Origin of the sequence: Kluyvera genomosp. 2 (assembly GCF_036759865.1) — a bacterium.
Classification (GTDB): domain Bacteria; phylum Pseudomonadota; class Gammaproteobacteria; order Enterobacterales; family Enterobacteriaceae; genus Kluyvera; species Kluyvera ascorbata_B.
Genome location: NZ_JAPKIA010000011.1, coordinates 1 through 23,942 on the forward strand (window position 1 = coordinate 1; position 23,942 = coordinate 23,942).

At 54.0% G+C, this 23,942-nt stretch carries 24 protein-coding genes and 3 tRNA genes; 8 read left to right on the top strand and 19 right to left on the bottom strand.

Translation table 11 applies throughout. From position 1 onward, the window contains the following. Positions 1–672: 672 nt before the first annotated feature. Positions 673–1,092: a universal stress protein UspC gene (uspC, locus tag V6942_RS13145; RefSeq protein ID WP_182967638.1), complete on the top strand. Its 420-nt coding sequence runs from the start codon at positions 673–675 to the stop codon at positions 1,090–1,092. A 94-nt stretch (positions 1,093–1,186) separates the two neighbouring features. Here uspC and araH read toward each other — a convergent pair whose 3' ends face one another. From araH to V6942_RS13165, 4 genes are all read right to left on the bottom strand, one after another. After that, entirely contained in the window at positions 1,187–2,167 is a 981-nt protein-coding gene (gene araH / locus V6942_RS13150; RefSeq protein WP_333501330.1) for an L-arabinose ABC transporter permease AraH, read from the bottom strand. 14 nt (positions 2,168–2,181) lie between these two features. Continuing rightward, positions 2,182–3,696: an L-arabinose ABC transporter ATP-binding protein AraG gene (gene araG, locus V6942_RS13155; protein ID WP_106927843.1), complete on the bottom strand. Its 1,515-nt coding sequence runs from the start codon at positions 3,694–3,696 to the stop codon at positions 2,182–2,184. 63 nt (positions 3,697–3,759) lie between these two features. Next, positions 3,760–4,740: an arabinose ABC transporter substrate-binding protein gene (locus V6942_RS13160; protein WP_106927845.1), complete on the bottom strand. Its 981-nt coding sequence runs from the start codon at positions 4,738–4,740 to the stop codon at positions 3,760–3,762. Positions 4,741–5,043: 303 nt separating this feature from the next. After that, on the bottom strand, positions 5,044–5,601 hold the full coding sequence (locus tag V6942_RS13165; RefSeq protein WP_106927847.1) for a DJ-1/PfpI family protein: 558 nt from the start codon (positions 5,599–5,601) through the stop codon (positions 5,044–5,046). 632 nt (positions 5,602–6,233) lie between these two features. On the opposite strand from V6942_RS13165, the gene V6942_RS13170 reads away from it, so the two are divergent. Continuing rightward, positions 6,234–6,740, top strand: coding sequence for a non-heme ferritin-like protein (locus V6942_RS13170; protein WP_106927849.1), 507 nt, complete (start codon positions 6,234–6,236; stop codon positions 6,738–6,740). Between the two features lie 74 nt (positions 6,741–6,814). Here the strand turns inward: V6942_RS13170 and V6942_RS13175 are convergent, their stop codons facing one another. Next, on the bottom strand, positions 6,815–7,066 hold the full coding sequence (locus V6942_RS13175) for a DUF2766 family protein (protein ID WP_064544613.1): 252 nt from the start codon (positions 7,064–7,066) through the stop codon (positions 6,815–6,817). A gap of 81 nt (positions 7,067–7,147) precedes the next feature. Beyond that, a complete protein-coding gene (azuC, locus tag V6942_RS13180; protein WP_015963980.1) occupies positions 7,148–7,237 on the bottom strand; it encodes a stress response protein AzuC in 90 nt (29 codons plus the stop codon). A 210-nt stretch (positions 7,238–7,447) separates the two neighbouring features. On the opposite strand from azuC, the gene V6942_RS13185 reads away from it, so the two are divergent. Beyond that, on the top strand, positions 7,448–8,875 hold the full coding sequence (locus V6942_RS13185; protein WP_333501331.1) for an MFS transporter: 1,428 nt from the start codon (positions 7,448–7,450) through the stop codon (positions 8,873–8,875). Positions 8,876–8,928: 53 nt separating this feature from the next. Here the strand turns inward: V6942_RS13185 and V6942_RS13190 are convergent, their stop codons facing one another. Then, on the bottom strand, positions 8,929–9,567 hold the full coding sequence (locus V6942_RS13190; RefSeq protein ID WP_106927853.1) for an RpiB/LacA/LacB family sugar-phosphate isomerase: 639 nt from the start codon (positions 9,565–9,567) through the stop codon (positions 8,929–8,931). Positions 9,568–9,856: 289 nt separating this feature from the next. Between V6942_RS13190 and V6942_RS13195 the strand changes: the two genes are divergently transcribed. From V6942_RS13195 to ftnA, 3 genes are all read left to right on the top strand, one after another. Next, positions 9,857–12,046, top strand: coding sequence for an HD domain-containing phosphohydrolase (locus V6942_RS13195; RefSeq protein ID WP_182967634.1), 2,190 nt, complete (start codon positions 9,857–9,859; stop codon positions 12,044–12,046). Between the two features lie 85 nt (positions 12,047–12,131). Then, entirely contained in the window at positions 12,132–12,467 is a 336-nt protein-coding gene (yecR, locus tag V6942_RS13200; RefSeq protein ID WP_106927915.1) for a YecR family lipoprotein, read from the top strand. A 188-nt stretch (positions 12,468–12,655) separates the two neighbouring features. After that, entirely contained in the window at positions 12,656–13,153 is a 498-nt protein-coding gene (gene ftnA, locus V6942_RS13205) for a non-heme ferritin (protein ID WP_106927857.1), read from the top strand. Positions 13,154–13,187: 34 nt separating this feature from the next. Here ftnA and V6942_RS13210 read toward each other — a convergent pair whose 3' ends face one another. Continuing rightward, the gene (locus V6942_RS13210; protein ID WP_106927917.1) at positions 13,188–13,427 is read right to left on the bottom strand and encodes a YecH family metal-binding protein; all 240 of its coding nucleotides are present in this window, start codon (positions 13,425–13,427) and stop codon (positions 13,188–13,190) included. Positions 13,428–13,621: 194 nt separating this feature from the next. Between V6942_RS13210 and tyrP the strand changes: the two genes are divergently transcribed. After that, the gene (gene tyrP / locus V6942_RS13215) at positions 13,622–14,833 is read left to right on the top strand and encodes a tyrosine transporter TyrP (RefSeq protein ID WP_333501332.1); all 1,212 of its coding nucleotides are present in this window, start codon (positions 13,622–13,624) and stop codon (positions 14,831–14,833) included. A gap of 53 nt (positions 14,834–14,886) precedes the next feature. On the opposite strand, the gene V6942_RS13220 is transcribed toward tyrP, so the two are convergent. The 7 genes from V6942_RS13220 to V6942_RS13250 all read right to left on the bottom strand — a co-directional run bounded on the left by V6942_RS13220 (position 14,887) and on the right by V6942_RS13250 (position 21,733). After that, positions 14,887–15,555 carry a YecA family protein gene (locus V6942_RS13220; protein WP_333501333.1) on the bottom strand — a complete coding sequence of 223 codons (669 nt, stop codon included), beginning with the start codon at positions 15,553–15,555 and terminating at the stop codon, positions 14,887–14,889. Between the two features lie 85 nt (positions 15,556–15,640). Then, positions 15,641–16,357, bottom strand: a complete 717-nt coding sequence (locus tag V6942_RS13225) for an ABC transporter ATP-binding protein (RefSeq protein WP_333501334.1) — start codon at positions 16,355–16,357, stop codon at positions 15,641–15,643. Beyond that, positions 16,354–17,232, bottom strand: coding sequence for an ABC transporter ATP-binding protein (locus tag V6942_RS13230; protein ID WP_333501335.1), 879 nt, complete (start codon positions 17,230–17,232; stop codon positions 16,354–16,356). The genes V6942_RS13225 and V6942_RS13230 overlap by 4 nt, the downstream gene beginning before the upstream one ends. After that, positions 17,229–18,518 carry a high-affinity branched-chain amino acid ABC transporter permease LivM gene (gene livM / locus V6942_RS13235; protein ID WP_106927867.1) on the bottom strand — a complete coding sequence of 430 codons (1,290 nt, stop codon included), beginning with the start codon at positions 18,516–18,518 and terminating at the stop codon, positions 17,229–17,231. The genes V6942_RS13230 and livM overlap by 4 nt, the downstream gene beginning before the upstream one ends. Before the next feature lie 9 nt (positions 18,519–18,527). Continuing rightward, positions 18,528–19,442, bottom strand: coding sequence for an ABC transporter permease subunit (locus tag V6942_RS13240; RefSeq protein WP_106927869.1), 915 nt, complete (start codon positions 19,440–19,442; stop codon positions 18,528–18,530). Positions 19,443–19,521: 79 nt separating this feature from the next. Beyond that, the gene (locus V6942_RS13245; protein WP_182930402.1) at positions 19,522–20,640 is read right to left on the bottom strand and encodes a branched-chain amino acid ABC transporter substrate-binding protein; all 1,119 of its coding nucleotides are present in this window, start codon (positions 20,638–20,640) and stop codon (positions 19,522–19,524) included. Between the two features lie 388 nt (positions 20,641–21,028). Further along, positions 21,029–21,733 (bottom strand): GNAT family N-acetyltransferase, encoded by a 705-nt coding sequence (locus V6942_RS13250; RefSeq protein WP_106927873.1) that lies wholly within the window; start codon positions 21,731–21,733, stop codon positions 21,029–21,031. A 244-nt stretch (positions 21,734–21,977) separates the two neighbouring features. Here V6942_RS13250 and cho point away from each other — a divergent pair, with 244 nt between their 5' ends. After that, on the top strand, positions 21,978–22,853 hold the full coding sequence (gene cho, locus V6942_RS13255; protein WP_333501336.1) for an excinuclease Cho: 876 nt from the start codon (positions 21,978–21,980) through the stop codon (positions 22,851–22,853). A gap of 92 nt (positions 22,854–22,945) precedes the next feature. Here the strand turns inward: cho and V6942_RS13260 are convergent. The 4 genes from V6942_RS13260 to pgsA form a co-directional block, all read right to left on the bottom strand. After that, positions 22,946–23,032 (bottom strand) — tRNA-Leu (locus V6942_RS13260). Positions 23,033–23,044: 12 nt separating this feature from the next. Then, positions 23,045–23,118, bottom strand: a tRNA-Cys gene (locus V6942_RS13265). 40 nt (positions 23,119–23,158) lie between these two features. Continuing rightward, positions 23,159–23,234, bottom strand: a tRNA-Gly gene (locus tag V6942_RS13270). Between the two features lie 151 nt (positions 23,235–23,385). Further along, entirely contained in the window at positions 23,386–23,934 is a 549-nt protein-coding gene (pgsA, locus tag V6942_RS13275) for a CDP-diacylglycerol--glycerol-3-phosphate 3-phosphatidyltransferase (RefSeq protein ID WP_182930399.1), read from the bottom strand. Positions 23,935–23,942: the final 8 nt, after the last annotated feature.

Consider the following 23,942-nt stretch of genomic DNA (forward strand, 5'->3'; position numbering starts at 1 on the left):
CTCCGGATGAATATGATGATCTCATATCAGGAACTTGTTCGCACCTTCCCTAAACATTTCTTACAATTTACTAAGATTTTTCCTAATTCGACGCAACTTTACTCGCCAGATGTGACACATACAATGTTACTTCACTGTTAATGTGAAATTTATGTGATCTGCATCACAAAATCAAAGCCTATTTTTATTCTCTATCCATCAGTCATTGTTGTATTTTGAACAATAATTAACCAATCAAAACGCTGTTTTATTCCTGATTGATGGATATTCATTCACCCCAACTATTAAACAACCGCAGGGGACGGGCAACTTTACGCGAGCCAATGACGAAAGAATTATCACAGATCATAGTTTCATTCGATATACAAAATTCATCGTAAATTCAATAAATTGAAACAATGAATCATTTGCAGCATATTCATTTGCATGTAATTTACCTTTAGTTAACATTGTTTCAGCAAAAATAAAATATTAAATAACCATATTGATTACATAAAACATCACGTGACGCGGATAGAAACTGCGTAGCTTTTAATCAATAATTAGCATAAAGAATGCTAATGTATTTGGTTAATATATCGTCATAAGTATTCGCTATATCACTTGCGAGGGTCAGGCAAAAAGAGTAAGAGATTAAGAAGAGAGTGCGTATTATTCGAGCAAGGAGGTCTGATGTCTTACTCACATCTTTTGGTTGCCGTGGCGCCAACCCCGGAAAGCCACGCCCTGCTTCGCAAAGCGGTGGATATCGCCCGGCCGACCCAGGCCCGCGTGAGTCTGATAACCCTGGCCACCGACCCGGAAATGTATAATCAGCTAGCTGCGCCGATGCTGGAAAGCCTGCGCGAGCTGATGCAGGAAGAGACCCAGCATTTTTTGCGCAGTCTTGCCGAGGCCGTTGATTACCCTATCTGGAAAGCGCAAATTGCATCGGGTGAGCTTGGTGAGCACATTAGCGCATTCAGCAAAAAGCACCAGGTTGACCTGGTTATCTGCGGGAACCATAACCAAAGTTTCTTTTCACGCGCCACCTGCGCGGCAAAAAGCATCGTGGGTAACAGCGGCGTAGATGTCTTATTGGTGACACTGTAACAAATCAAACTTCTCGCCGCCGACGGGGTACAACAGCGCCGCATGCAGGGACATCACCAGCATCTGTCATACCCCATCGTGACGGGAGTGAACGCTATACGGTCCGCTTAGCCTTCTGCTTGTAACGGTCGAAAATCACCGCTGCCAGCAGAATCAGACCACGCACCACGTACTGTGAGAACGGCGAAATGTTCAGCAGGTTCATCGCATTCTCCACGGTGCCCAGAATTAAAATCCCGGCCACCACGTAAGAGATTTTACCAATCCCCCCTTTCAGCGATACGCCGCCCAGCACGCAGGCGGAAATGACGATCAGCTCATAGCCTATTGAGGTCATCGGCTGGCCGCTGGTCATGCGTGAGGCCAGAATAATCCCCGCCGCCGCCGACACCAGCCCGGAGAGCACAAAGATAATAATCTTGGTGCGTACCACCGGAACCCCGGCCAGCCGCGCCGCTTCTTCGTTACCGCCGATGGCCAGCGTGCTGCGACCAAAGGTGGTTTTATTAAGCAGCAGACCAAAAATCACCAGACAGCCCACCGTCAGCCAGATAGGTGCCGGTAGCCCGAGCCAGTTGGCGTAGCCGAGCGTGAAGAAACGTTCGTCTTCAATCCCCACCGCTTTGCCGTCGGAAATAATATAGGCCAGCCCACGCACAATTTGCATCGTCGCGAGCGTGGTGATCAGCGCGTTAATTTTCAGCTTCGCAATCACGAAACCGTTCACCAATCCACTCACGGCCCCCAGCAGCAGCCCGGCAAAGACGCCGACCCACAGGCTTTCGGTCATGTTAATGACCACCGCTGTCGTCACCCCGGCGCAGGCAATCACCGACGCGACCGACAGATCAAAATCCCCCGAAGCAAGGCAGAACAGCATGCCGCAGGCCACCATCCCGGACATGGAAATCGCCAGCCCCAGGCCCTTCATGTTGATAAAGGTGGCAAAATTCGGCACAAAAATCGCACAGCAGACGAAAAGTGCCGCAAAGACCACCAGCATGCCGTACTGATCCCAGATGCGGCTAAAGCTTAGCGACGCGCGTTGGGCGCCCGGCGTTGTAACAGATGACATCATAATCTCCTTACTCAGGCGACCGCCTGACTGACTTTAGGCATAGCCAGGCTTAACGCCTGTTGTTCATTGGCGCTCTCATGCAACAGTTCGCCGGCGATCTCCCCTTCGCGCATCACCACGATCCGATCGGCAACGCCCAGCACTTCCGGCAGATCGCTGGAAGCAAACAGCACCGCCACGCCAGAAGCCGCCAGTGCGTAAATCACGTTGTAGATTTCGTGTTTCGCACCAACATCAATGCCGCGCGTCGGCTCGTCGAGCAGGATCACTTTCATCTCCTCCGACAGCCAGCGCCCGAGGATAGCCTTCTGCTGATTGCCCCCGGAAAGGTTCATAATCAGCTGCTCGGCCCCAGGCGTTTTGATATTGAGCGACTGGATGTGGTGGTCGGCGTTGGTGGCCTCCCAGTCATTGTTGATAAGGCACCCAGCGTGGATGTGCTTGCGGCGGGCGCTGATGTTGATATTGTCGCGCACCGAATGCACCGGGATGATCCCTTCCGCTTTGCGGTCTTCCGGGCACAGCATCATACCCGCACGAATCGCCTGCGCCGGTTTATCAATGGTTATCCGCTGGCCGTCGATGTAAATCTCGCCGCCGGTGATCCTGGAACCGCCGAATATCCCCTTCATCAACTCGCTGCGCCCGGCCCCCACCAGCCCAAACAGGCCAACGATCTCGCCGCTGCGGACCGTAAGCGAAATCGGCGTACGCACGCCCGGCGCTTTCACCTGTTCAAGACGCAGCCGCTCTGCCCCGTGCGGGCGAGGCTGCCAACCGTAGATGTCGCCAATATTGCGCCCGACCATCGCTTGTACCAGCCGGTCATGGCTGACCGCCATCATGTCGTCAAACGTGCAGACATAGCGGCCGTCCTTAAACACCGTAATAGCGTCGCTCAGCGCAAAGATCTCTTCCATGCGGTGCGAGACATAGATGATGACTCGCCCCTCTTTACGCAGTTCGCGGATCACCCGAAACAGGTTGTCTATTTCGCGGGCGGAAAGCGAACTGGTCGGTTCGTCAAAGGCAATCACCTTGGCGTTACGCGCCAGCGCCTTAGCAATTTCCACCATCTGCCACTGGCCGATAGACAGATACTTAAGCGGGGTGTCCGGGTCAATATCCAGCCCCAGATGTTCGAGCTGGAGACGCGCTTCATAGTTCAGCAGCTTGCGGTTAACCATCCCGCCGCGGCTCGGCAGCTGACCCAGATAAATATTTTCCGCCACGGTCATTTCCGGGACGAGATGCAGTTCCTGGTAAATAATCGCGATACCCGCGTTCAACGCCGCGGTAGTATCGACAAATGAAATCTCTTCGCCGCGCAGCGCCAGCGTGCCCGCCGTCGGGGCATAGTTACCGCTGAGTATTTTCAACAGCGTCGACTTTCCGGCGCCGTTCTCCCCCATCAGCGCGTGCACCTGCCCGCTATAGCAGTCGAAACTGATATCGGACAGGGCCTTAACGCCGGGGAACGTTTTGCTGATACCGCGAAAGGAGAGATAAGGGGTAGACTGTTGCATCGCAACCTCCACATTGACACGATCCCTATCCCCCCGCGCACGCGGGAGGAGAACCATCAGGACTTAGAGGCCTTTTTTCGCCAGCTCTTCTTTGAAGTTATCGCGAGTAATCAGCACCACGTCGGTCACCGCCGTGAATTTCGGCGGCTCAGCACCTTTCTGTACCCAGTTATACAGCAGCTCACTGGTTTTATAACCGTGGATATCCGGGCTTGGCAGCAGGGAGCCGAAGAAACCGGTAGCCTGCGCTTTCGACAGTTCGTTGACGGCATCTACGCCGTTAATCCCGATACCGATAACGTTAGCCGCTTTAAAGCCCTGACCTTCCGTGGCGCGAACGCCGCCCAGCACGGTGTTATCGTTCATGCCGATAACCAGCCACTGTTTCACTTCCGGGTGCTGCACCAGCAGCGAGTTACCGGCGTCGAACGCACCGGGGATATCGTTAGATTTGGTCGGGACCTGATAGATCTGTTTTTCCGGGAAACCGGCGGCCTTCAGCGCATCCATTGAGCCCGTCGTGCGGCGACGTGCGGTATCCAGTTCGTTGGCCGTAATGGCCATCACGCCGGTGGTTTTGATATCCCAACCGCGCTTTTGCATCTCTTTATACAGCTCCTGGCCCTGACGAGCACCGATTTCACTCGCCGCCATCATGACCAGCGGGACCTCTTCCATCGGCTTGCCTTTGGCGTTGACGAACTGATCGTCGACGGTGATCACTTTCATATCATAGCCGCGCGCTTTGGCAACAATAGCGGGCCCCAGCTTCGGGTCTGGTGTACATATAACAAAGCCTTTCGCGCCGCTGGCCGCCAGGCTGTCAATCGCATTAAGGGTTTTCTCACCGTCAGGTACGGCAATTTTAATGACGTCAAAACCGAGGTCTTTGCCCGCTTTATCGGCAAATTTCCATTCCGTCTGGAACCACGGTTCTTCCGGCTGTTTGACGAGAAAGCCGAGCTTAAGATTCTCGGCCATAGCTGATTGTGACATAACGGCTGCCAGCCCGATGGCCGCCAGCGCGTGGGTAAATTTGTGCATGGTTAACTCCAGCCTTAATGTTCTTTTATGTAGGGAAAAATCAGACCAACGATTTAAATCGGACATAAAACAAAGTATTAGCTGTGTCATTAACAGCATTAACGTTGTTGAAACATTAATAGCCAGGAATTAATCTTCCATAAGAGAGCGCCATCACACCGCTGAATTACAGTGATGTGATGCATAGATTCAGCAGATAAATACATATCTGCTGCGCGAATTGTCTGACAATTCGCGCAGGGAAATAGCTATTTTATCTATATTGATAGCGTGAAAATCCCTTCCGCCACAGGGCAGGATGAATTACCAGCGATAATAGATGTGATCGGCGTGATCGCGTACCGGCGCTTCATCGCCCAGCAGGCGCGCCGCTACGGTAAAGGCGAAATCAAACACATGGCCAAAGCCTTTACCGCTGATTAGGTTGCCATCTTCAACAACCGGTGCATCAACGTATTCACCGTTTTTGACGTCCTGCCACAGGTCGCCAGAGCACACGTAGCGGCGGCCTTTCAGCAAATCGTTTCCGGCGAGTACGCGCGCGGCGGCTGAGCAGATCGGGCAAATGAATTTGCCTGCGGCATCGTGGTTCGCCACAAACCGGACAACGTCTTTGCTTGCTGCCAGATTCACGCTTCCCTGCGGCCCCCCCGGTAGCACAACCGCGTCGTACAGCGTATCAAGACGCTCTGCCAGCGTGGCGTCAGCCACCATCGGAATATCGTGATAGCTCACCACAGCCCGCGACTCTGCGCACGACACCAGCTCAACGCCAATATGTAAGCGACGCAGAATATCGATAGTGACAATCGCTTCCCCTTCCTCAAACCCTGGGGCCAGCAGTACGGCAACCTGTTTCATTATAACTCCTGTGAATTTAAATTAACGCATCCCCCCGAACGAGAAATAAAGAGGGATTATGCACATATGTCATGCCGGCGAACATAATCCCCTCGTCGGTCATTATCAAAAATGATCTAAAACAAATTTACCCACATTCTAATATCTGAGGTCCAGGTACATATCATGATATATAAATGGGGAATATTACTTGCCATACACCATTCATAACAAATATTGCGTATCGCGCCTATGTGTACGTTCGGCACGGGCGGATAAATGAGATATTCATCACACTTTTATTCATTATCAATGCAACAAACATCTTCGCGTTCAACCCCGTCTTAACGACTCAAGAGAGAAGCCTTATACTTCATATTATTCATGGTGTTATGACGGAATTTCTTGATAATTATCCTCCACTTTAATATAGGTTGTAACGAAACGTAAAAAGCGAGTCATAAGAGTTTTCTTATACGCAAACTCAGAGTATTATTTTTGTGAACTAAAGAAGGTTTATATCTTGCGTTCATGATTGAAGACGACAGGTAATATGTCGTCACATTCAAACGCGTAAATAGCGCATGGTTAGCGGCTATTTAGAACTATGCGATGTCACGCGTATCGTTCCTACCAGTAATAAGGATATTTATATGGCAGCTCCAGGAATGGTTAAAAAGCTTAATGCTCAGATGAATCTCGAATTCCATGCATCTAATCATTATTTGCGTTTGAGCGAGTGGTGTTCAGAACATCGACTAAATGGCACTGCGACGTTCTTACGTTCGCGCGCGCAGTCCAGCGTCACGCAAATGATGCGCGTGTTTGATTTTATCAAGAAAGCCGGCGCTTACCCGGTGGTGAAAGCCTTCGAAATTCGCCAGGCTAAATGTGCAACCCTCGAAGATCTTTTCCTGACAACAATTGAAGACCACGATCAGCGTAGCTCAACGCTGTCGGAACTTACTGAACAGGCAAAAGTGCTTCAAGACGATAACACCCTGAGCTTCCTCAATACGCTGGAAGAAGAACAGCAACAGGATGGTATCTTGCTGAAGACCATTCTGGATGAGGTGCGCAGCGCGCGTGAAGCGGGCCTGTGCATCCAGCAAACCGACCGCCACCTGCTGAACATCGTGAATAAACGGCAGCCATCATAATGCAACAAGGGCGGCTATGGCCGCCCTTGTTGTTTCTGTTTTCAGGACGCGTGCCTGAACCCATCAGACAGGCATTAATGCGTCGCATCCTGCGGTGTAAACTTCAGCTCAATCAGCGCGATCGCTTTTTGAATCGCCCGTAGCGTCACGGGGTCAGCCCCTGCCGGATGCGTCGTGAAATCAATGGCCTTCAGCTGAGTCGCCATTTTCTCGCGTACTTCTACCGGGGCAATCACATCAATCACGTCGAGGATCTGTTTGATGACCAGCTGGCAGGCGACAACGTCGGAAACCAGCTCATCGTTAGGGGTCAGGTTCTGAGACATTTTTTGCTCCTTTTTTGCGGAGCGTAATAGTACCCTACTTTTGCGAAAGATAAAAAAACCTGCCGCAGCATGTTTTTTTTATCAGAACATAGCGCCTGGCGGTACGTCTTTGAAAGTCTTGCAATAGTTTTCAAACATGCTTTTGAGGATTTTACGCATACGCTGTTTCATGTGAATGCTCCGGTTTTTGTTATGCAGATGTTATTGTCTTTACGTACATAATATGACCGCCGTCACAAAAATCAACCATTTTGCGATTTATATCACATAAAATTGGTGCATCGCGTTAAATTTATATAAATTTTGTTATTAAAATCTGTTACTTACAACGTCTACAAAATTTGTAAATTTTACGCATTTTTTTGATAGGGTAACACAACAATGAATGAGCCTCTCCAGGCCCAGGCAACACGCGGGGTATCCCCTGCCGCGCTGCTGGTGGCCGGTGCGTTCTTTATGGAGTTTCTTGATGGGACGGTGATTGCCACTGCCCTGCCGGATATGGCGAAAACCTTTGGCGTTGAAGCCGTCGATTTGAATATCGGTATCAGCGCCTATCTGATCACCCTTGCGGTACTGATTCCCGCCAGCGGCTGGATAGCCGACCGCTTCGGGGCCCGTACTATCTTCAGCCTGGCGCTGGCTATTTTCACCGTCTCCTCGGTATTTTGCGGCCTCGCCACCAGCGCCCACAGTTTCGTGGCAATGCGTATTCTACAAGGCGTTGGCGGCGCGTTAATGGTCCCCGTTGGCCGACTGGCGGTACTGCGCACCACGCCAAAGCATCTGCTGATCTCGGCGATTGCCACGCTCACCTGGCCCGCGCTGATTGCGCCCATTATCGGGCCGCCGCTGGGCGGATTTATTACCCAGGTCGCCGACTGGCGCTGGATCTTCTTTATTAACGTTCCGCTCGGCATTATTGCGATTATTCTGGCGCTGCACATTATTCCCAACGTTCGCGACGATGAGCGTCGTCCATTCGATCTGCCGGGCTTCCTGGCCACCTCGGTATCGATGGTGAGCCTGGTGTATGCGATGGAGATGCTTGGCGCCGAAAAAATGCAGGGCTGGACGGTCATCGCGCTGCTTATCGTCGGTGGGGCCACCTTCTGCTATGCGCTGCGCCATTTTCGCCGTAGCCCGGCGCCGATGATCCGCATGGATGCGCTGCAGGTCCCCACCTTTCGCGTCACGATGTACGGCGGTTCGCTGTTCCGCGCATCCATTAGCGCCGTACCGTTTCTGCTGCCGCTACTCTTCCAGGTTGGGTTCGGTATGGACCCATTCCACTCCGGCCTTCTGGTGCTGGCGGTGTTTGTGGGCAACCTGACGATCAAACCCGCCACTACGCCGCTGATACGCTGGCTGGGCTTTCGCCGCCTGCTGCTGCTCAACGGTTCGCTGAACGTGCTGGCGCTGCTTGCCTGTGCTTTCCTGACGCCGCAGACGCCGGTCTGGGTCATTATGCTGGTGCTCTATCTCGGCGGCGTGTTCCGCTCGATCCAGTTTACCGGCGTCAGCACGCTGGCATTTGCCGACGTCCCGTCCTCCCAGATGAGCTACGCCAATACGTTGTTCAGCACCGCCAGTCAGTTAGCCATTGGCCTTGGTATTACGCTCGGGGCGATTGGCATCCGCATCGGCGAGAAGTTAAGCGCGACGCTGGCGCTGAGCGAGGTGCCGGGCATCAGCTTCCGCCTCGCCTTTGTCTTTATTGCGCTGATTTGCCTGGTTGGCATGTTCGATACATTGCACCTGACGCGGGACGCCGGCAGCGCGGTATCACAGAAAAGGAAGCCCTCTTAAGCGAAAAAACCCACGCCTTGGCGTGGGTTTTGGTCAAACAGAAAGATTCAGGCTTACGCCAGGATCTCACGAACAAAGGCTTCAATTTCTTTGTTCTGGCAGTTTTCGAAGAAGCATTCCTGGAAACGCTGACCGGAAACGGCGGTTTTCACCAGCGCCGGGTCGATAGCGCGCAGGGTGTCGAGGTAGTTTTCTTTAACGACCGCTGCTTTCACCTGGTTCAGGATGCCTGCGTTACGAACCTGCGGCTCTTTACGCTCCGGCGGGTAGCCTTCGCCGTTACGGCCGGTGAACGCTTTTTCAAACATGTAGCGTACGTTCAGCTCTGCGCCCCAGCCAAAGCCTTTCGCGAAGGCCAGAGACAGCGCGTTACCGTTGTTGATCTGGGCAAACAGGAAGGCATCTGCCGGATCCAGGCAGTAGCCGCAGACAACGCCCGGGTGAATGTTCAGGGACATCAGCGCGCCCTGGCCGGTGCCACAACCGGTTACTACGAAATCTACCGCTTTCGAGTTCAGCAGGATGCTGGCCATGATACCCAGGTGAATGTAGGTCAGGTGGTGATCGTTTTCATCACACATGCCCACGTTGTATACCGGGAAGCCTTTTTCATCGGCAACGGCTTTTAACTCATGATGAATGGTCGCGTTTTTGCTGGCCTGGCTGTTTTCCATCATCAGTGCAATTTTCATTCTTTCCTCTCCTGAAAGCTACGCGGGAGCGCCCGCAGTCGTTCGATTACGTTGGGGTAACCTTACTACCAGACAAACACACTTTCAAATTTTATGAAAAATGGTTTTATTTTTTATTGAGACGGTCACACTTTTGCGCGTTCAGGCGGATAAAAATCATTACATAACCCCGATTTTATTTACTGTCATCAGGCCATTTGGTCGACTAAACTGGGGGTGGGGTTATGAGAACCCCGGTGCTAGATCAGCTATTAAATGGATAGAATAGTCACTGCAAAGGAACTGACTTGTGACACAGAACTGCCGAATTTTTCGACACGGGCTGGGTCTCCTTGTTCTACTGACCCTGTTACTCGTTTGCACACTGCGGGCGTTTGCCGTCCCGCCGCAGAAGGTCAAACCCGCGGCGCCCGTTCCCGTGTGGGTGCTGGATGCCGACAGCTTTGAATTCTGGCGCGATAGCCACGGGCAGTACCGCGGTTTTTACCCCGAACTGCTGCATGCCATCAATGCGCGCTATGGCTACAATCTCACCCTGCGCCCTGTCGATGGCCAAACGTTCGAAAAGCGTTTTGCACACCATGACTATGGCCTCTATACCAGCGTGCTGCAAACCAAACCGAACGCTGAAAATAAGACGCTCTCCGTGCCGCTGTTTGATACTGAAGTCGTCGCGGTGAGCATCACCCGTCAGGCTAAGAACCCTAACGATCTCAATAACACACGCGTTATCTTCCGCCGCCACGATCGCACCCAGGCGCTGGTGAAAAAAGCCTACCCCACGCTTGAACTACAGCAAATCATAGAGGTTGATACCAGCAAAGAGGCGCTGCAGATCCTGCGCAGCGGCGGCGCCGACTTCTATATCAACGAAGACCGGGAAATGGGCGGCCCGCACTACTACTTCACCCTTTCCCGCCCCTTCCCTGCACTGCGATTGAGCGCCGCTTTCGGCATCAGTCCGGAACAAAGCTACATGCGCGGCAACGTGAATCAGTTGCTCAATGAATGGCGACAAAACGGCAGGCTACAGGCATTGGAAGAGCAAAGCCAACTGATGTTTTTGCGACAGCACCTTACGCTGACGCCTGCCGAGCAAAGCTGGCTTAGAGAGAACCGGCTGACGATTCCGCTGCCGAAAAATGAAAATTTTGCGCCAATTATCTGGAAAGACGAGCGGGGCTATCACGGCAGTGCCATTAACATGGTGAATGATCTACGCGACCTGTTAAACATTGACGTCGACGTGCAGTTTCTCGATAACTATATGGTTCGCATGCAGAATGAAGACTGGCCAATTCACCTTGCCGATATTTTTGATATTCGCAACGGCAGTCAGATGGAGGGGCTGATTGGTCCGTTGGTCAACTGGTACAACGCGTACTACAACAAGGTCGGGATGCCGTTTATCCTCGATGAGGAGCAGGTACGCCATCAGCGGGTTGGTGTCATCCGTGGTTCCTTCGCCGCCTATTACCTGCGCCAGCGTTTTGGTACCGACGTTACGCTTGTCGCCCGCGCTAGCATCGACGAGCTGCTGGATACCATTGATAATCATCAAATCGATTTTATCCTCGGCGACTTGAGTTCGCTGGAGCAGGCGCTACGCGGCAGCGATCTGTTCCGCGGTGCGCTGAAGGTGGCCGGACTCACCCACTCCGGCTATCAAATCGGGACCTGGGTCAACATCGAACATCCGCTGAACGCGCTGCTGTCGCAGGTACACCTGATTTCCAGCTATCGCCATCAGCTGACGCCATCGTCCACGCCCCCGGCCACCCCGGGTGCGCTAAGCAAAAATGCATTACAAATCGTGAGCGCTGGCCTGCTGGTGCTGGTGGTGTTTATTCTCAGCCTGATGCTGATGATGTGGCGTCATATGAACAAACATCGCGCCGTCAACCGCAGCATTGTCGAAGCAATGGAGAAAATTAACCACGTTCATGATGATGAAACCGGCTGCCATATTCGCCGCGTTGCCGCTTACTGCAGCCTGCTGGCTCGTGGGCTTAAGCTCCCGTATAAACGGGTTCGCGATATCGAAAATTTCGCGTCGCTGCACGATATCGGCAAAATCGCCGTTCCCGAACATATTTTGCATAAGCAGGGTAAACTGACGGAGGACGAGTTCAGAGAAATCCAGCAGCATTCGGTTAAGGGCTGGCGCATCGTTCAGGGCCTGGCGCTGGGCTCGGTGGCGGAAAATCTGATCCGCCACCATCACGAAAAGTGGGACGGCAGCGGTTATCCGGACGGGCTGGCCGGTGAGGCCATTCCGATTGAAGCCCGAATTCTGGCCATTGCAGACGTTTACGATGCGCTGCGGCAAAAGCGGGTTTATAAGCCGAGCTTTTCCCACGAGCGGGCCTACGAAATTATCGTCAGCAGCGCCGGAAGTCATTTTGACCCTTCGCTGGTCAAGCTGTTTTGCCAGCTGCATCTGCAGTTCCAGGCTATTTATGAGTCACAAACGGATTAACACCTGGATCTGGCGACTATTCAAAGGATTGGCTGCCGTCTCGACGGCTACAATCAGGCTACGACAGATTGCGCAGAGCGAAATGATGAAAAGCCTCATTCTTATCCCCGCCCTGCTGACACTTTCCGCGTGCACGGTTCCCCGCGCGGCAAGCGTCAGCGAAGTTGATGCCACCAGCGGTATCGTTCGTCTGACCTACGGGCAGGCAGTACTGCAAAATGCCCGTACCGACGGCTATCTGGCACAGTCCGAGGCGAACAAAGCCTGTCAACAAATGGGCTATGCAACCGCCTTTTCCTACGGCCAGCCGATTACCACCTGTTCAACCATCAGCGGCTCGCTGTGCCTTAACGAGCATATCACCTTGCAGTACCAGTGCCGGGGGATTGCCAATATCCCCGCCGCAACGGCCTATTATTAATTGCCCAGCGCCGGTCCTGCCGGCGTCATTATATTCCCCGGTGAACACCCATTATATTTATGCCAATGAGTTTTATTCCCATTCGCATTATTAAATAAATATTTTTATATTTACTTTTTGCAAATAACTTAATAACAACTTATAGTTCCGCTGTAATTAACTATTAACGAATTTGGGGGAGCGACACGATGCTGAAAGCACCAATGATCGAGAAATTAAATGAACAGATGAATCTCGAACTTTATTCTTCGCTGCTGTATCAGCAGATGAGCGCCTGGTGCAGTTTTAACAGCTTTGAAGGTGCCGCCGCCTTTTTGCGCCGCCACGCCCAGGAAGAGATGACGCACATGCAGCGCCTGTTCGACTACCTGACCGATACCGGCAGCCTGCCACGCATCAACACCGTCTCCTCGCCGTTTGCTGAATATGCCTCACTGGACGAACTGTTCCGCGTCACCTACGAGCACGAGCAGCTTATCACCAGCAAAATCAACGAACTGGCACATGCCGCAATGACCAACCAGGATTATCCGACCTTTAATTTCCTGCAGTGGTATGTGGCTGAGCAGCACGAAGAAGAGAAGCTGTTCAAATCCGTTATTGATAAGCTGACGCTGGCGGGTAAAAGCGGTGAAGGGCTGTACTTTATCGATAAAGAGCTGGCAACGCTCGATACCCAGAATTAATTACCGCGCAGCGGCGTATAAACGCCGCTGCCCATTAATGGCGGCAAATTTTACTTTCTGCGGTAGTAAAACCAGATTCCAGTGGAATAAACTTGCCCTTCTTATGCAGAAAAGCCACCAGTTCCCCCGCGCTCATATTTTCCGCCGAGCAGGTATGAAATCGTGCCTGAGTACCAAAGCGCTCATGAATAGCCGCTTCCAGACTTTCCAGACTGTATTGTTCGCCTGATGCCATCATCATATTCAGGACTTCGTGACCGTGAATAGAATTCATTTTTCCTCCCAATAAAAACACCAGGATAAACTGCATTTGTATTGCATGTTTTGCGCTAGCGCAGCTTTCCCGCGCCTTCATTTTTCGTAAACTTAAATGTACAGTAGTTGTATTTGATATTTGACGAAACTGCGGGTTTAACATACTCTGCGCGGCATCTTTGGTTATGAATACGTTGTAAAGCAGAGGAAAGCGTGAAGAACCGTACCCTGGGGAGTATTTTAATCGTAGCCGGCACCACGATCGGCGCGGGCATGCTAGCCATGCCGCTGGCATCGGCGGGCGTCGGTTTTGGCGTCACGATGGTCCTGCTGCTAGGGCTGTGGGCGTTGATGTGCTATACCGCCCTGCTGCTGCTGGAAGTGTATCAGCATGTCCCGGCCGACACCGGGCTGGGTACGCTGGCACTGCGCTACCTGGGGCGATACGGGCAATGGATAACCGGCTTTAGCATGATGTTCCTGATGTACGCGCTGACGGCAGCGTATATCAGCGGCGCGGGCGAACTGCTGGCCTCCAGCCTCAGTCAGTGGTTCAACGTTGAGATACCGCCGGCCATCGGCGTGCTACTGTTCACCGCCATTGGTGGCATGGTTATCTGCGTCGGCACTTCATTGGTCGATCTGTTTAACCGCTTCCTGTTCAGCGCCAAAATTATCTTCCTGATCGTCATGCTGGCGCTGCTGCTACCGCATATTCACCAGATTAACCTGATGACGCTGCCGCTGGCTCAAGGGCTGGCGCTGTCGGCGATCCCGGTTATCTTTACCTCGTTTGGCTTCCACGGCAGCGTACCCAGTATTGTCAGCTACATGAACGGTGATGTACGTAAACTGCGCGGCATCTTTATCGTCGGCAGCGCAATCCCGCTGGTGGCCTATGTGTTCTGGCAGCTTGCCACGCTTGGCAGCATCGACTCACCGGTATTCGGCGCGCTGATGTCGCAGCATAGCGGGTTGAACGGGTTGCTGCTGGCCATTCGTGAAGTGGTGGCTTCACCGCACGTTGAGCTGGCGGTACATCTGTTTGCCGATCTGGCGCTGGCAACCTCATTCCTCGGCGTCGCGCTGGGTCTGTTTGATTATCTGGCGGATCTGTTCCAGCGTAAAAATACCGTCCGTGGACGCCTGCAAACCGGCGGCATTACCTTCCTGCCGCCGCTGGCCTTTGCGCTGTTCTACCCGCGCGGTTTCGTGATGGCACTGGGCTATGCGGGCGTCGCACTGGCGGTACTGGCGCTGATTATCCCCTCGCTGCTGACGCTGAAAAGCCGCCAGCAGCACCCGCAGGGCGGCTACCGCGTAGCGGGCGGCAAGCCGATGCTGTGGCTGGTATTTGCCTGCGGAATTGCGGTGATATTGATTCAGGCAGGGATTGCCACCGGCCTGCTGCCGTCGGTGGGTTAACCCCCGACAAGCCGGTCTTCAAGCCAGAAAAAGGGGCCAATTGGCCCCTTTCCTTATTTTGCTAAACAGCACTGCTTGTATTTCTTACCGCTGCCGCACGGGCACGGGTCGTTGCGACCCACCTTGTTTTCATTTTTGATCGGCTGCTTTACCGGCGCTTCCTTTGGGTTGTCCATCCAGTAATCGAACAGCGCCAGCGCCGCCGGGCGGATTTTATCGACGCTTTCCAGATACTGGTCAGCGCTAAAGCCCTCCAGCGCGGTGCTTTTTTCTTCGTCGCCGTGCAGCGCGATGCAGTCCAGCGCCGCCTGCTGTTCCTGCGGTAATCCGCTCCAGTCGCTCAGACGCACGCCACGCAGGTAGCCATAGCACCACTCTTCAACGATGGTCAGCTCCTGGCCTTCTTCGTCACGGGTGCCGAACAGCGGTTCAAACTGATCGGGATAGTCGTTTAAGCGATCGGCAATATCGCTCATGTGCTGCAACGTAAGATTGACGAAACGGTCGCGCTCGCGGTCGGTTGCCCAGTGCGGTACATGATCGGCCCCGCCCCAGACGGCGAACATCCACTCAGCGGGTTCAATCTCCAGCGGTGAGGAGAGGATGGCGGTCAGCATACCGTCCAGTTCAGACACGTCGATAATTGACGCGTCGGAGGTATACTTCGCAATGGTCTCGTCCAGCCATTCCAGTTCGCTTTCGGTTAAAGGTCCCGTTTTCATACTCAATCTCTATCGTGGTTAATGAGGAAGCTCAGTTCAGGCGCAATGATGCAGCAGTTTAGCGTTGAACTCCAGCCCGGCGTTGCTACACGCCGCCCAGATAGGCCTTGCGCACCTCCTGATTTCCCAGCAGTTCCTCACCGCTGCCGCTCAGGCGGATCTGCCCGTTCACCATCACATAGCCGCGATCGGACAGCTTCAGCGCATGATGGGCATTCTGCTCCACCAGGAAAATCGTCATGCCATTGCGCGCCAGTTCACGCAGCGTCTGGAAAATCTGCTTCACCACGATCGGTGCCAGTCCCAGGCTCGGCTCATCGAGCAGCAGCAGCTTGGGGCGGCTCATCAGCGCGCGGGCAATCGCCAGCATCTGCTGTTCGCCGCCGGACATGGTCATCGCCCGCTGTTTGCGCCGCTCTTTAAGACGTGGAAACAGATCGAACATGCTTTGCAGATCCTCCGCCGCATACTGATTGCCGATCGGGATGGTGCCCATCAGCAGGTTTTCCTCAACGCTCATATCCGGGAAAATACGCCTGCCCTCCGGTGCCTGGGCAATGCCCGCCGACGCCACATAATGGGTGGTGCGATGGCTGATATCATCGCCGCAAAACAGAATCTGCCCGCTGCGCACGCGTGGCTGGCCGAATATCGACATCAGCAGCGTCGATTTCCCCGCGCCGTTAGCGCCGATCAGCGATACGGTTTCGCCTTTATTCACCTGGAGCGAAACCTGCTTTAACGCCTGGATAACGCCGTAGAACACATCAACATCACGAAATTCCAGCATTGGCTCGCTCATAGGCTCACCTCGTCTTCGCTGGCACCAAGATAAGCGGCAATGACTTTTTCATCATGCTGAATTTGCTCCGGCTTGCCCTGAGCAATGACGTCTCCGTGGTCCAGTACGATAATATTGTCGGAAATCTCCATCACCATCCCCATATCGTGTTCAATCAATAGCACGGTGATTGCATGGTGCTCGCGCAGGAAGCGGATAATTTTACTCAGCGCCCGCGTTTCTACCGGATTCAGCCCGGCGGCGGGTTCATCCAGGCAGATCATCTCCGGGCCGGTGCACATAGCGCGAGCAATTTCCAGACGCCGCTGTTGGCCGTAGGACATCTCCCCCGCCAGGCGGTTGGCGCACTCTACCAAATCCACCACCTCCAGCCAGTAAAAGGCGCGGTCCAGCGCGTCACTTTCCGCCCGGCGGTAGGCTGGCGTATTCAGAATGCCGCTCAACAGATTACGGTTAACCTGCATATGCTGCGCCACCAGCAGGTTCTCCACCACCGACATTTCGCGGAACAAGCGGATGTTCTGGAAGGTTCGCGCCAGCCCTGCCCGGTTAACCAGGTGGGTGCCGCCAAACATTTTATAGTACAGCCGCTGACCAAACTGCGCCGGATTCACCCAATCACCCGGCTGGAATTTCTGCCCGAGAATCTGAATCACATTGGTCGTTTTGTCGCGCGTATTGAACAGAATATTGCCACCAGAGGCCTTGTAGAAACCGGTCAGGCAGTTGAATACCGTGGTCTTTCCCGCACCGTTGGGGCCGATTAGCGCGGTTATCGACCCCCGCTGTACCTCCAGATTGACATCATTAAGGGCCTTAATGCCGCCAAAATGCATCATCAGATGCTCAACGCTTAAAATCATATCCTGGCTCATGGCGCCACCCCTTTGCGCACCGCAAAACCGCTGCGGTTGATACGAATCAGGCCGCGCGGCCGCCAGATCATCATCACCACCATCAGCACGCCAAACAGCAGCACGCGGTACTCGGCAAAGCTGCGCAGCAGTTCCGGCGTGACGGTCAAGACAAAGGCCGCCAGCACCACGCCGATGGTTGAGCCCATCCCGCCCAGCACCACGATGGCGAGTATCAGCGCCGACTCAAAGAAGGTGAAGGAGGTCGGGTTCACAAACCCCTGATAAGTCGCAAAAAACACCCCGGCAATCCCGGCGGTGGATGCGCCGAGCGTAAAGGCTGACAGCTTCACCAGGACGTGGTTGAGCCCCATTGAGCGGCAGGCGATTTCGTCCTCACGCAGCGCTTCCCATGCGCGGCCTATCGGCATCCGCGTCAGTCGATGCTTAATGTAGAGCACCAGCAGAACCACCAGCACCAGCACCGCGTAGATGAAAATAAACTTCAGATTTGGGTTGTAGGTTAAATGGAAGAACTCGTGGAACGGTATGCCCCCTTCTTTCGCCCGTCGACCAAATTCAAGACCGAAGAAGGTGGGCGGCGGCGCGGAAATACCGTTGGGCCCGCCGGTAAAGCTCAGCCAGTTATTGAGGATCAGACGAATAATTTCACCGAAGCCCAACGTGACGATCGCCAGGTAGTCGCCGTGCATTCGCAGCACCGGAAAGCCGAGCAGCGCCCCGGCGGCCGCAGCCATCAACGCCGCCAGCGGCAGCATCGACCAGAAACCGAGGCCCAGATACTGATACCCTAGCGCCAGGCCGTACGCACCGATGGCGTAAAACGCCACGTAGCCCAGGTCCAGCAGCCCGGCAAGGCCCACCACGATATTCAGCCCCAATCCCAGCAGCACATAGATTAGGCCGAGGATCGCCACCGTCAGCACATATTTGGTGGCCACAAACGGGAAGCAGACCGCCAGCGCCAGCACCAGCGGAATCACCCACCGCAGCTGGCTTTTATAGCCCGGAGCGCGGACATAGACGCCCGCGCTATCGCCTTCAAACCGCGAGGCAAACCGTCTGCCGACGCGGGTGGTCGCCAATGCGCTCAGCGCAAAGCGGCCGACCATTACGGCAGCAACAATCCAGACCAACCGCTGGCCTTCAAAGTTAAAGCTGTAGCCATCGAGCACAACGCCGACGATGGGACCAAAAATAATCAGCGCCACCAGCCCTGAAAATATCGCATCCAGAATGCAGCGCTTGAGTGAAAACGCATCGTGTGAAGCCGTTGAATGGGTCATCGTCCGCTCCTACACCTTGGCCACAATCGGGCGGCCAAGCAGCCCCTGCGGACGGAAAATCAGGATAACCACCAGCAGCCCGAACGAGAACACGTCTTTATAGTCTGAGTTGACCATCCCCGAGAACTGCGCTTCAGCCACGCCCAGCAACAGCCCGCCGAGCATCGCGCCTGGCAATGAACCAATACCGCCCAGCACCGCCGCGGTGAAGGCTTTGATGCCGATAATAAACCCGGCATAGAAATCAAACGTACCGTAGTTCATGGTAATTAATACCCCGGCAAGCCCTGCCATCGCCGCGCCAATAACGAACACCAGCGAGATGATGCGATCGGTATTGATCCCCAGAATGGAGGCCATTTTACGATCCTGCTGTACCGCACGGCACATTCGCCCAAGACGGGTGTGGCCGATTATCCAGGTCAGCAGCAGCATCCCGGCAAACGAGGCCAGCAGGATAAAGATTTTGGTGTAGGTTATCTGCACAAATCCTTCACCCAGATGCAGGCGCAGTACGCCGTCCAACATCGTCGGCACGCCCTGCTGACGCGGCCCCTGGCTGATTTGCGCGTAGTTCTGCAAAATGAGCGACATGCCGATCGCCGAAATTAGCGGCGCCAGGCGTGTGGAGTTACGCAGGGGCTTATAGGCGATACGCTCAATCGTCCAGCCGTATACCCCCGTCACCACGATGGTAAACACCAGCGTGCCGAGGATCAGCAGAGGAAAAGAGTGCAGGCCAAAGAAGGACAGCAGCGCCAGTCCAATGGCGCAGAGATAGGCGGAGATCATATACACTTCGCCGTGGGCGAAGTTAATCATGCCGATAATACCGTAAACCATGGTGTAACCAATGGCGATAAGCCCGTAGACCGATCCTAGCGTCAAGCCATTGACTAACTGTTGTAAAAAGAATGTCTCCATCTTCGCGCGCTCGTGTTATTGGCCATGTTATAAAGCGCCGGTATGCTGCCATACCGGCGCTGAGCGTGACTCCATCCGGTTACTCAACTTCCTTATACTTGCCTTTGTCATCCCATTGATAAACGACATAGTCGGAGACTTTCAGATCGCCTTTGCTGTCCCAGGCTTTTTTACCCATCACGGTTTCCACCGGATTGGCCTTCAGCCAGGCGCTGGCTTTCGCCGAGTCGGGTCCTGCGGCTTTAAACGCCGCTGCGATAGCCTGAATAGAAGCATAGGAATAGAGGGTATAGCCTTCCGGCTCGAACTTATTGGCGCGGAATTTCTCAATCACCGCTTTACCGTCCGGGATCAGGCGCGGATCTTTGCCGAAGGTCATGTAGATGCCATTGGTGTACTGTGGTCCGCCGGCAGCGGTCACCATCTCTTCGTTCACAATGCAGTCACCGGAGAAGAATTTCGCCTGCACGCCCTGCTCACGCATCTGGCGTACCAGCGGTCCGGCTTCCGGATGACAGCCGCCGAAGAACACCACGTCCGGCTTCTGCGCACCAATTTTGGTCACCAGCGCGTTGAAGTCTTTCTCGCCGCGCGACAGGCCTTCATACATCACCTCTTTCACGCCGCGTTTGGCCAGCGCTGCGCGGGTGGCATCCGCCAGGCCCTGACCGTAGGTATCTTTATCGTGAATGATAACCACCCGTTTCGCCTTCAGCTTATCAATGATGAAGTTGCTGGCAACGTCACCCTGCTGGTCATCGCGGCCGCACATACGGAACATGTCATTCATACCGCGTTCGGTAATAAGCGGGTTGGTTGACCCCGGGGTAATCGCCAGCACCCCGGCATCGTTATAGACCTCGGAAGCCGGCATAGTAGAAGATGAACAGAAGTGGCCGACAACGGCCTGAACTTTATCCTGATCGACCAGACGGTTCGCTACCGCTACGGCCTGTTTAGGTTCACAAGCGTCATCGCCCTGCACCAGCTTAATCTTTTCGCCGTTAATCCCACCGGCGGCGTTAATATCTTCCGCCGCTTGAGTCGCACCGTGCCAATATTGATCGCCATAGGTCGCGTTAGGCCCGGTAAAAGGCCCGGCAACGCCAATAACGATATCGGCCTGGGCGGAAAACGCCGTCACCAGACACCCTGCCAACACAATCGAAAGCGGACTTTTTATTAATTTCAGCGACATTATTATCTACCTTAGCAAAAGAGGTTTATGCATTACGGTGTGAAGCCGAACCACCGGCGCATTGCGCCGGACAAACGACATCCTGACAATATCCTGCTGATAACGGCGAGGTTTCCTTACGCTTCTCAGGCCAAATCATTAAGCAAAATGGTTGCCAACTTTGCACAACCCGCGCTCGGATTTTGACAATTCTGAGTATAGAGCGCCGTTGCAGGGCCTCTGCACCGGCGAAGTGAAATTACGGGAGGGATCACATCTGCTTAACAATAAAGTACATAAATATTGCAATAGTCACGGTTTGTGCATTTTTGTTGCAAATTGTGCAACTTATGTTAACTAATGGTGCAACGGCCTGCCGCTGAGGGTCTGACGCTAACGTAACGTCAGATCACGCGTTGTCCCTGAACGTTTCCAGACGCTGAATTTGCCGCCCATGCGCATCAAAGTTAGTTTCAGCCAGCCAGGCACAGATGACCGCTTCGCAGCGCGCCCATTCACCGTCGATGATAGACAGATAGTCGCTATCGCGGGTGCGACCTTTACGGATCATCCGCTGACGCAGGCGCCCTTCCCAGCTAAACCCCAGGCGCTCGGCGGCGCGGCGGGATTCGAGATTCATCGAATCACATTTCCACTCCAGCCGTCTGTAGCCCTGTTCAAACGCATTTTTCAGCAGCAGCCACACGGCTTCGGTTCCCAGCGGCGTTTGTTTCATCAACCGCGACCACGTCACGTGGCCAATTTCTACCGACCCCATCTGGCGATCGATGGCCATAAAACTGACCAGTCCGACTGCCCGCTCGGTGCGTCGGTCGATCACCGCATAAGGCACCAGCGCAGCGTCATCAACTTTGACCTGCACCCACCGTTCGGTGGCGACAAGAGAGTCGGGGCGCGAACTGGCAAGCCACGTCCAGTCGCTCTCTTCGCCCTGCGCGTAGGCCTCGTACAGATCGGCGGCGTGACGGGCTGCATTGAGGGGTTCCAGCCAACAAAAGCGGCCGTACAGCGGCGCACGCGCCAGCGCCCCGGCCCCCTGCCAGTCGGGGATACGATCGTTTACCCACTGGCCAAACTCATTGATTTCCGGCATAAACATTTCCTGTCAAAACGGTAAACTAAGGGTTATAGCAGAAAGACCACAAATGTTACACATTTGTAAATTTCACTGTGCGCAATAAGAATAATATCGTCCATAACATCATGAATACCCGGCGCGATATTCTGTATCCGGCCTGACACTCCCCGCCCCAACGATTGACGTGTTCCCCTGGCCATTCTGGAGCCCTCTGGATTTTGTCGTTATACTGTTTAAATAAACAGATACCGGAGGCCACTTGCCCTCACGCCCAACGTACCGCTCACAATTTTCCCCCGCCGCAATATACGCGTACCCCGAGCACCTGCGCCCGTTTATTTCGGCGATCCCACCCTTGCCCGGCGTGTATGTCTTTCATGGCGAAAGTGAAACGTTGCCGCTCTATATTGGGAAAAGCATAAACCTGCGCAGCCGGGTGCTGTCACACCTGCGTACGCCCGATGAAGCCGCCATGCTCTATCAGGCGAAACGAATAAGCTGGACGCGCACCGCGGGGGAAATCGGCGCACTGCTGCTGGAAGCTAAAATGATTAAAGCACAGCAGCCGCTGTTCAATAAGCGCCTGCGCAGCAGCCACCAGCTGTGCGCGTTGCATATGCAGAACAGAAAGCCTGAGGTAGTGTACGCAAAAGAAATCGACTTTTCTCATCACGCTGGCTTATACGGGCTGTTCGCCAATCGTCGCACTGCGCTGGAAGCGTTGCGGTCTATTGCCGACGCGCACCGGCTCTGTTACGGATTGCTCGGCCTCGAACCGCTGAATAAAGGGCGCGGCTGTTTTCGCTCGGCGCTTCACCGCTGCGCCGGTGCCTGCTGCGGTAAAGAGACCCTCGACGCACACCACCACAGGTTGCTTTGTGCACTTGAGCAGCTTCAGCTCATCTGTTGGCCGTGGCGTAGGGCGATCGCATTGCCAGAGGAGAGCGATGATCTCATTCAGTATCATATTATCCGCAACTGGATGTGGCTGGGCTCGGTTGGTTCGCTTGCCGAAGCTGCAACCCTATCGCGCCAGCAGGCCGGTTTCGATCACGATGGCTATAAGATTTTGTGTAAACCGCTGATGTCAGGCAGTGCAGCCGTTATCGATCTGAGTGGGGAAAGCGATGGCTGAGGCGCAGTGAACACAAGGGACAAAAACAAAAAAACCACCCGTAGGTGGTTTCACGACACTGCTTATTGCTTTGATTATTCTTTACTTTCCCATGGTACCCGGAGTGGGACTTGAACCCACACAGCGCGAACGCCGAGGGATTTTAAATCCCTTGTGTCTACCGATTCCACCATCCGGGCTCGGGAAGAAAGTGGAGGCGCGTTCCGGAGTCGAACCGGACTAGACGGATTTGCAATCCGCTACATAACCGCTTTGCTAACGCGCCTTTAAATCTTAAACACCCGCTATTGCCGATGCTTTTAATTTGGAGCGGGAAACGAGACTCGAACTCGCGACCCCGACCTTGGCAAGGTCGTGCTCTACCAACTGAGCTATTCCCGCATTATCAAGTTGATTCGTTAACCACTTGATTTTGCTATCGTCTGGCAATCAGTGCTGCCGTTCGATGCGTTGCATTCTACTTATCTGACGCGGTGAGTCAACGGTATTTTTCGCAACTTTGTATCGTTTGCTGAAAATTGCGTCGAAACGATCACTCTTGAAGCAAATCACCGCGCGCCGCGTTCAAATATTGCAGCATAGACCACAGCGTCAGCACGGCCGCCACCAGGAATAATGCAATACCCGCCCACTCAACCCAGATATTCGGACGCCACAGCATCCACACCAGCGCGGTCATCTGCGCGGTGGTCTTCACTTTACCAATCCAGGAGACGGCAACGCTGCTGCGTTTACCCAGCTCAGCCATCCACTCGCGCAGCGCGGAAATAATAATTTCACGGGCGATCATCGTTGCCGCCGGTAACGTAACCCACCAGGTGTGGTAGTGCTCGGCTACCAGCACCATGGCGATGGCGACCATGACTTTATCGGCGACCGGATCGAGGAAAGCGCCAAAGCGGGTGCTCTGGTTCCAGCGACGGGCAAGGTAGCCATCAAACCAGTCTGTCACGGCGGCGACAAAGAAGATCAGCGCGCACGCGAACGGCGCCCAGACAAAAGGAAGGTAGAACGCCAGCACGAAAAATGGAATCAGGATGACGCGGAACAACGTAAGCAATGTAGGGATATTATATTGCATGGCGCGGT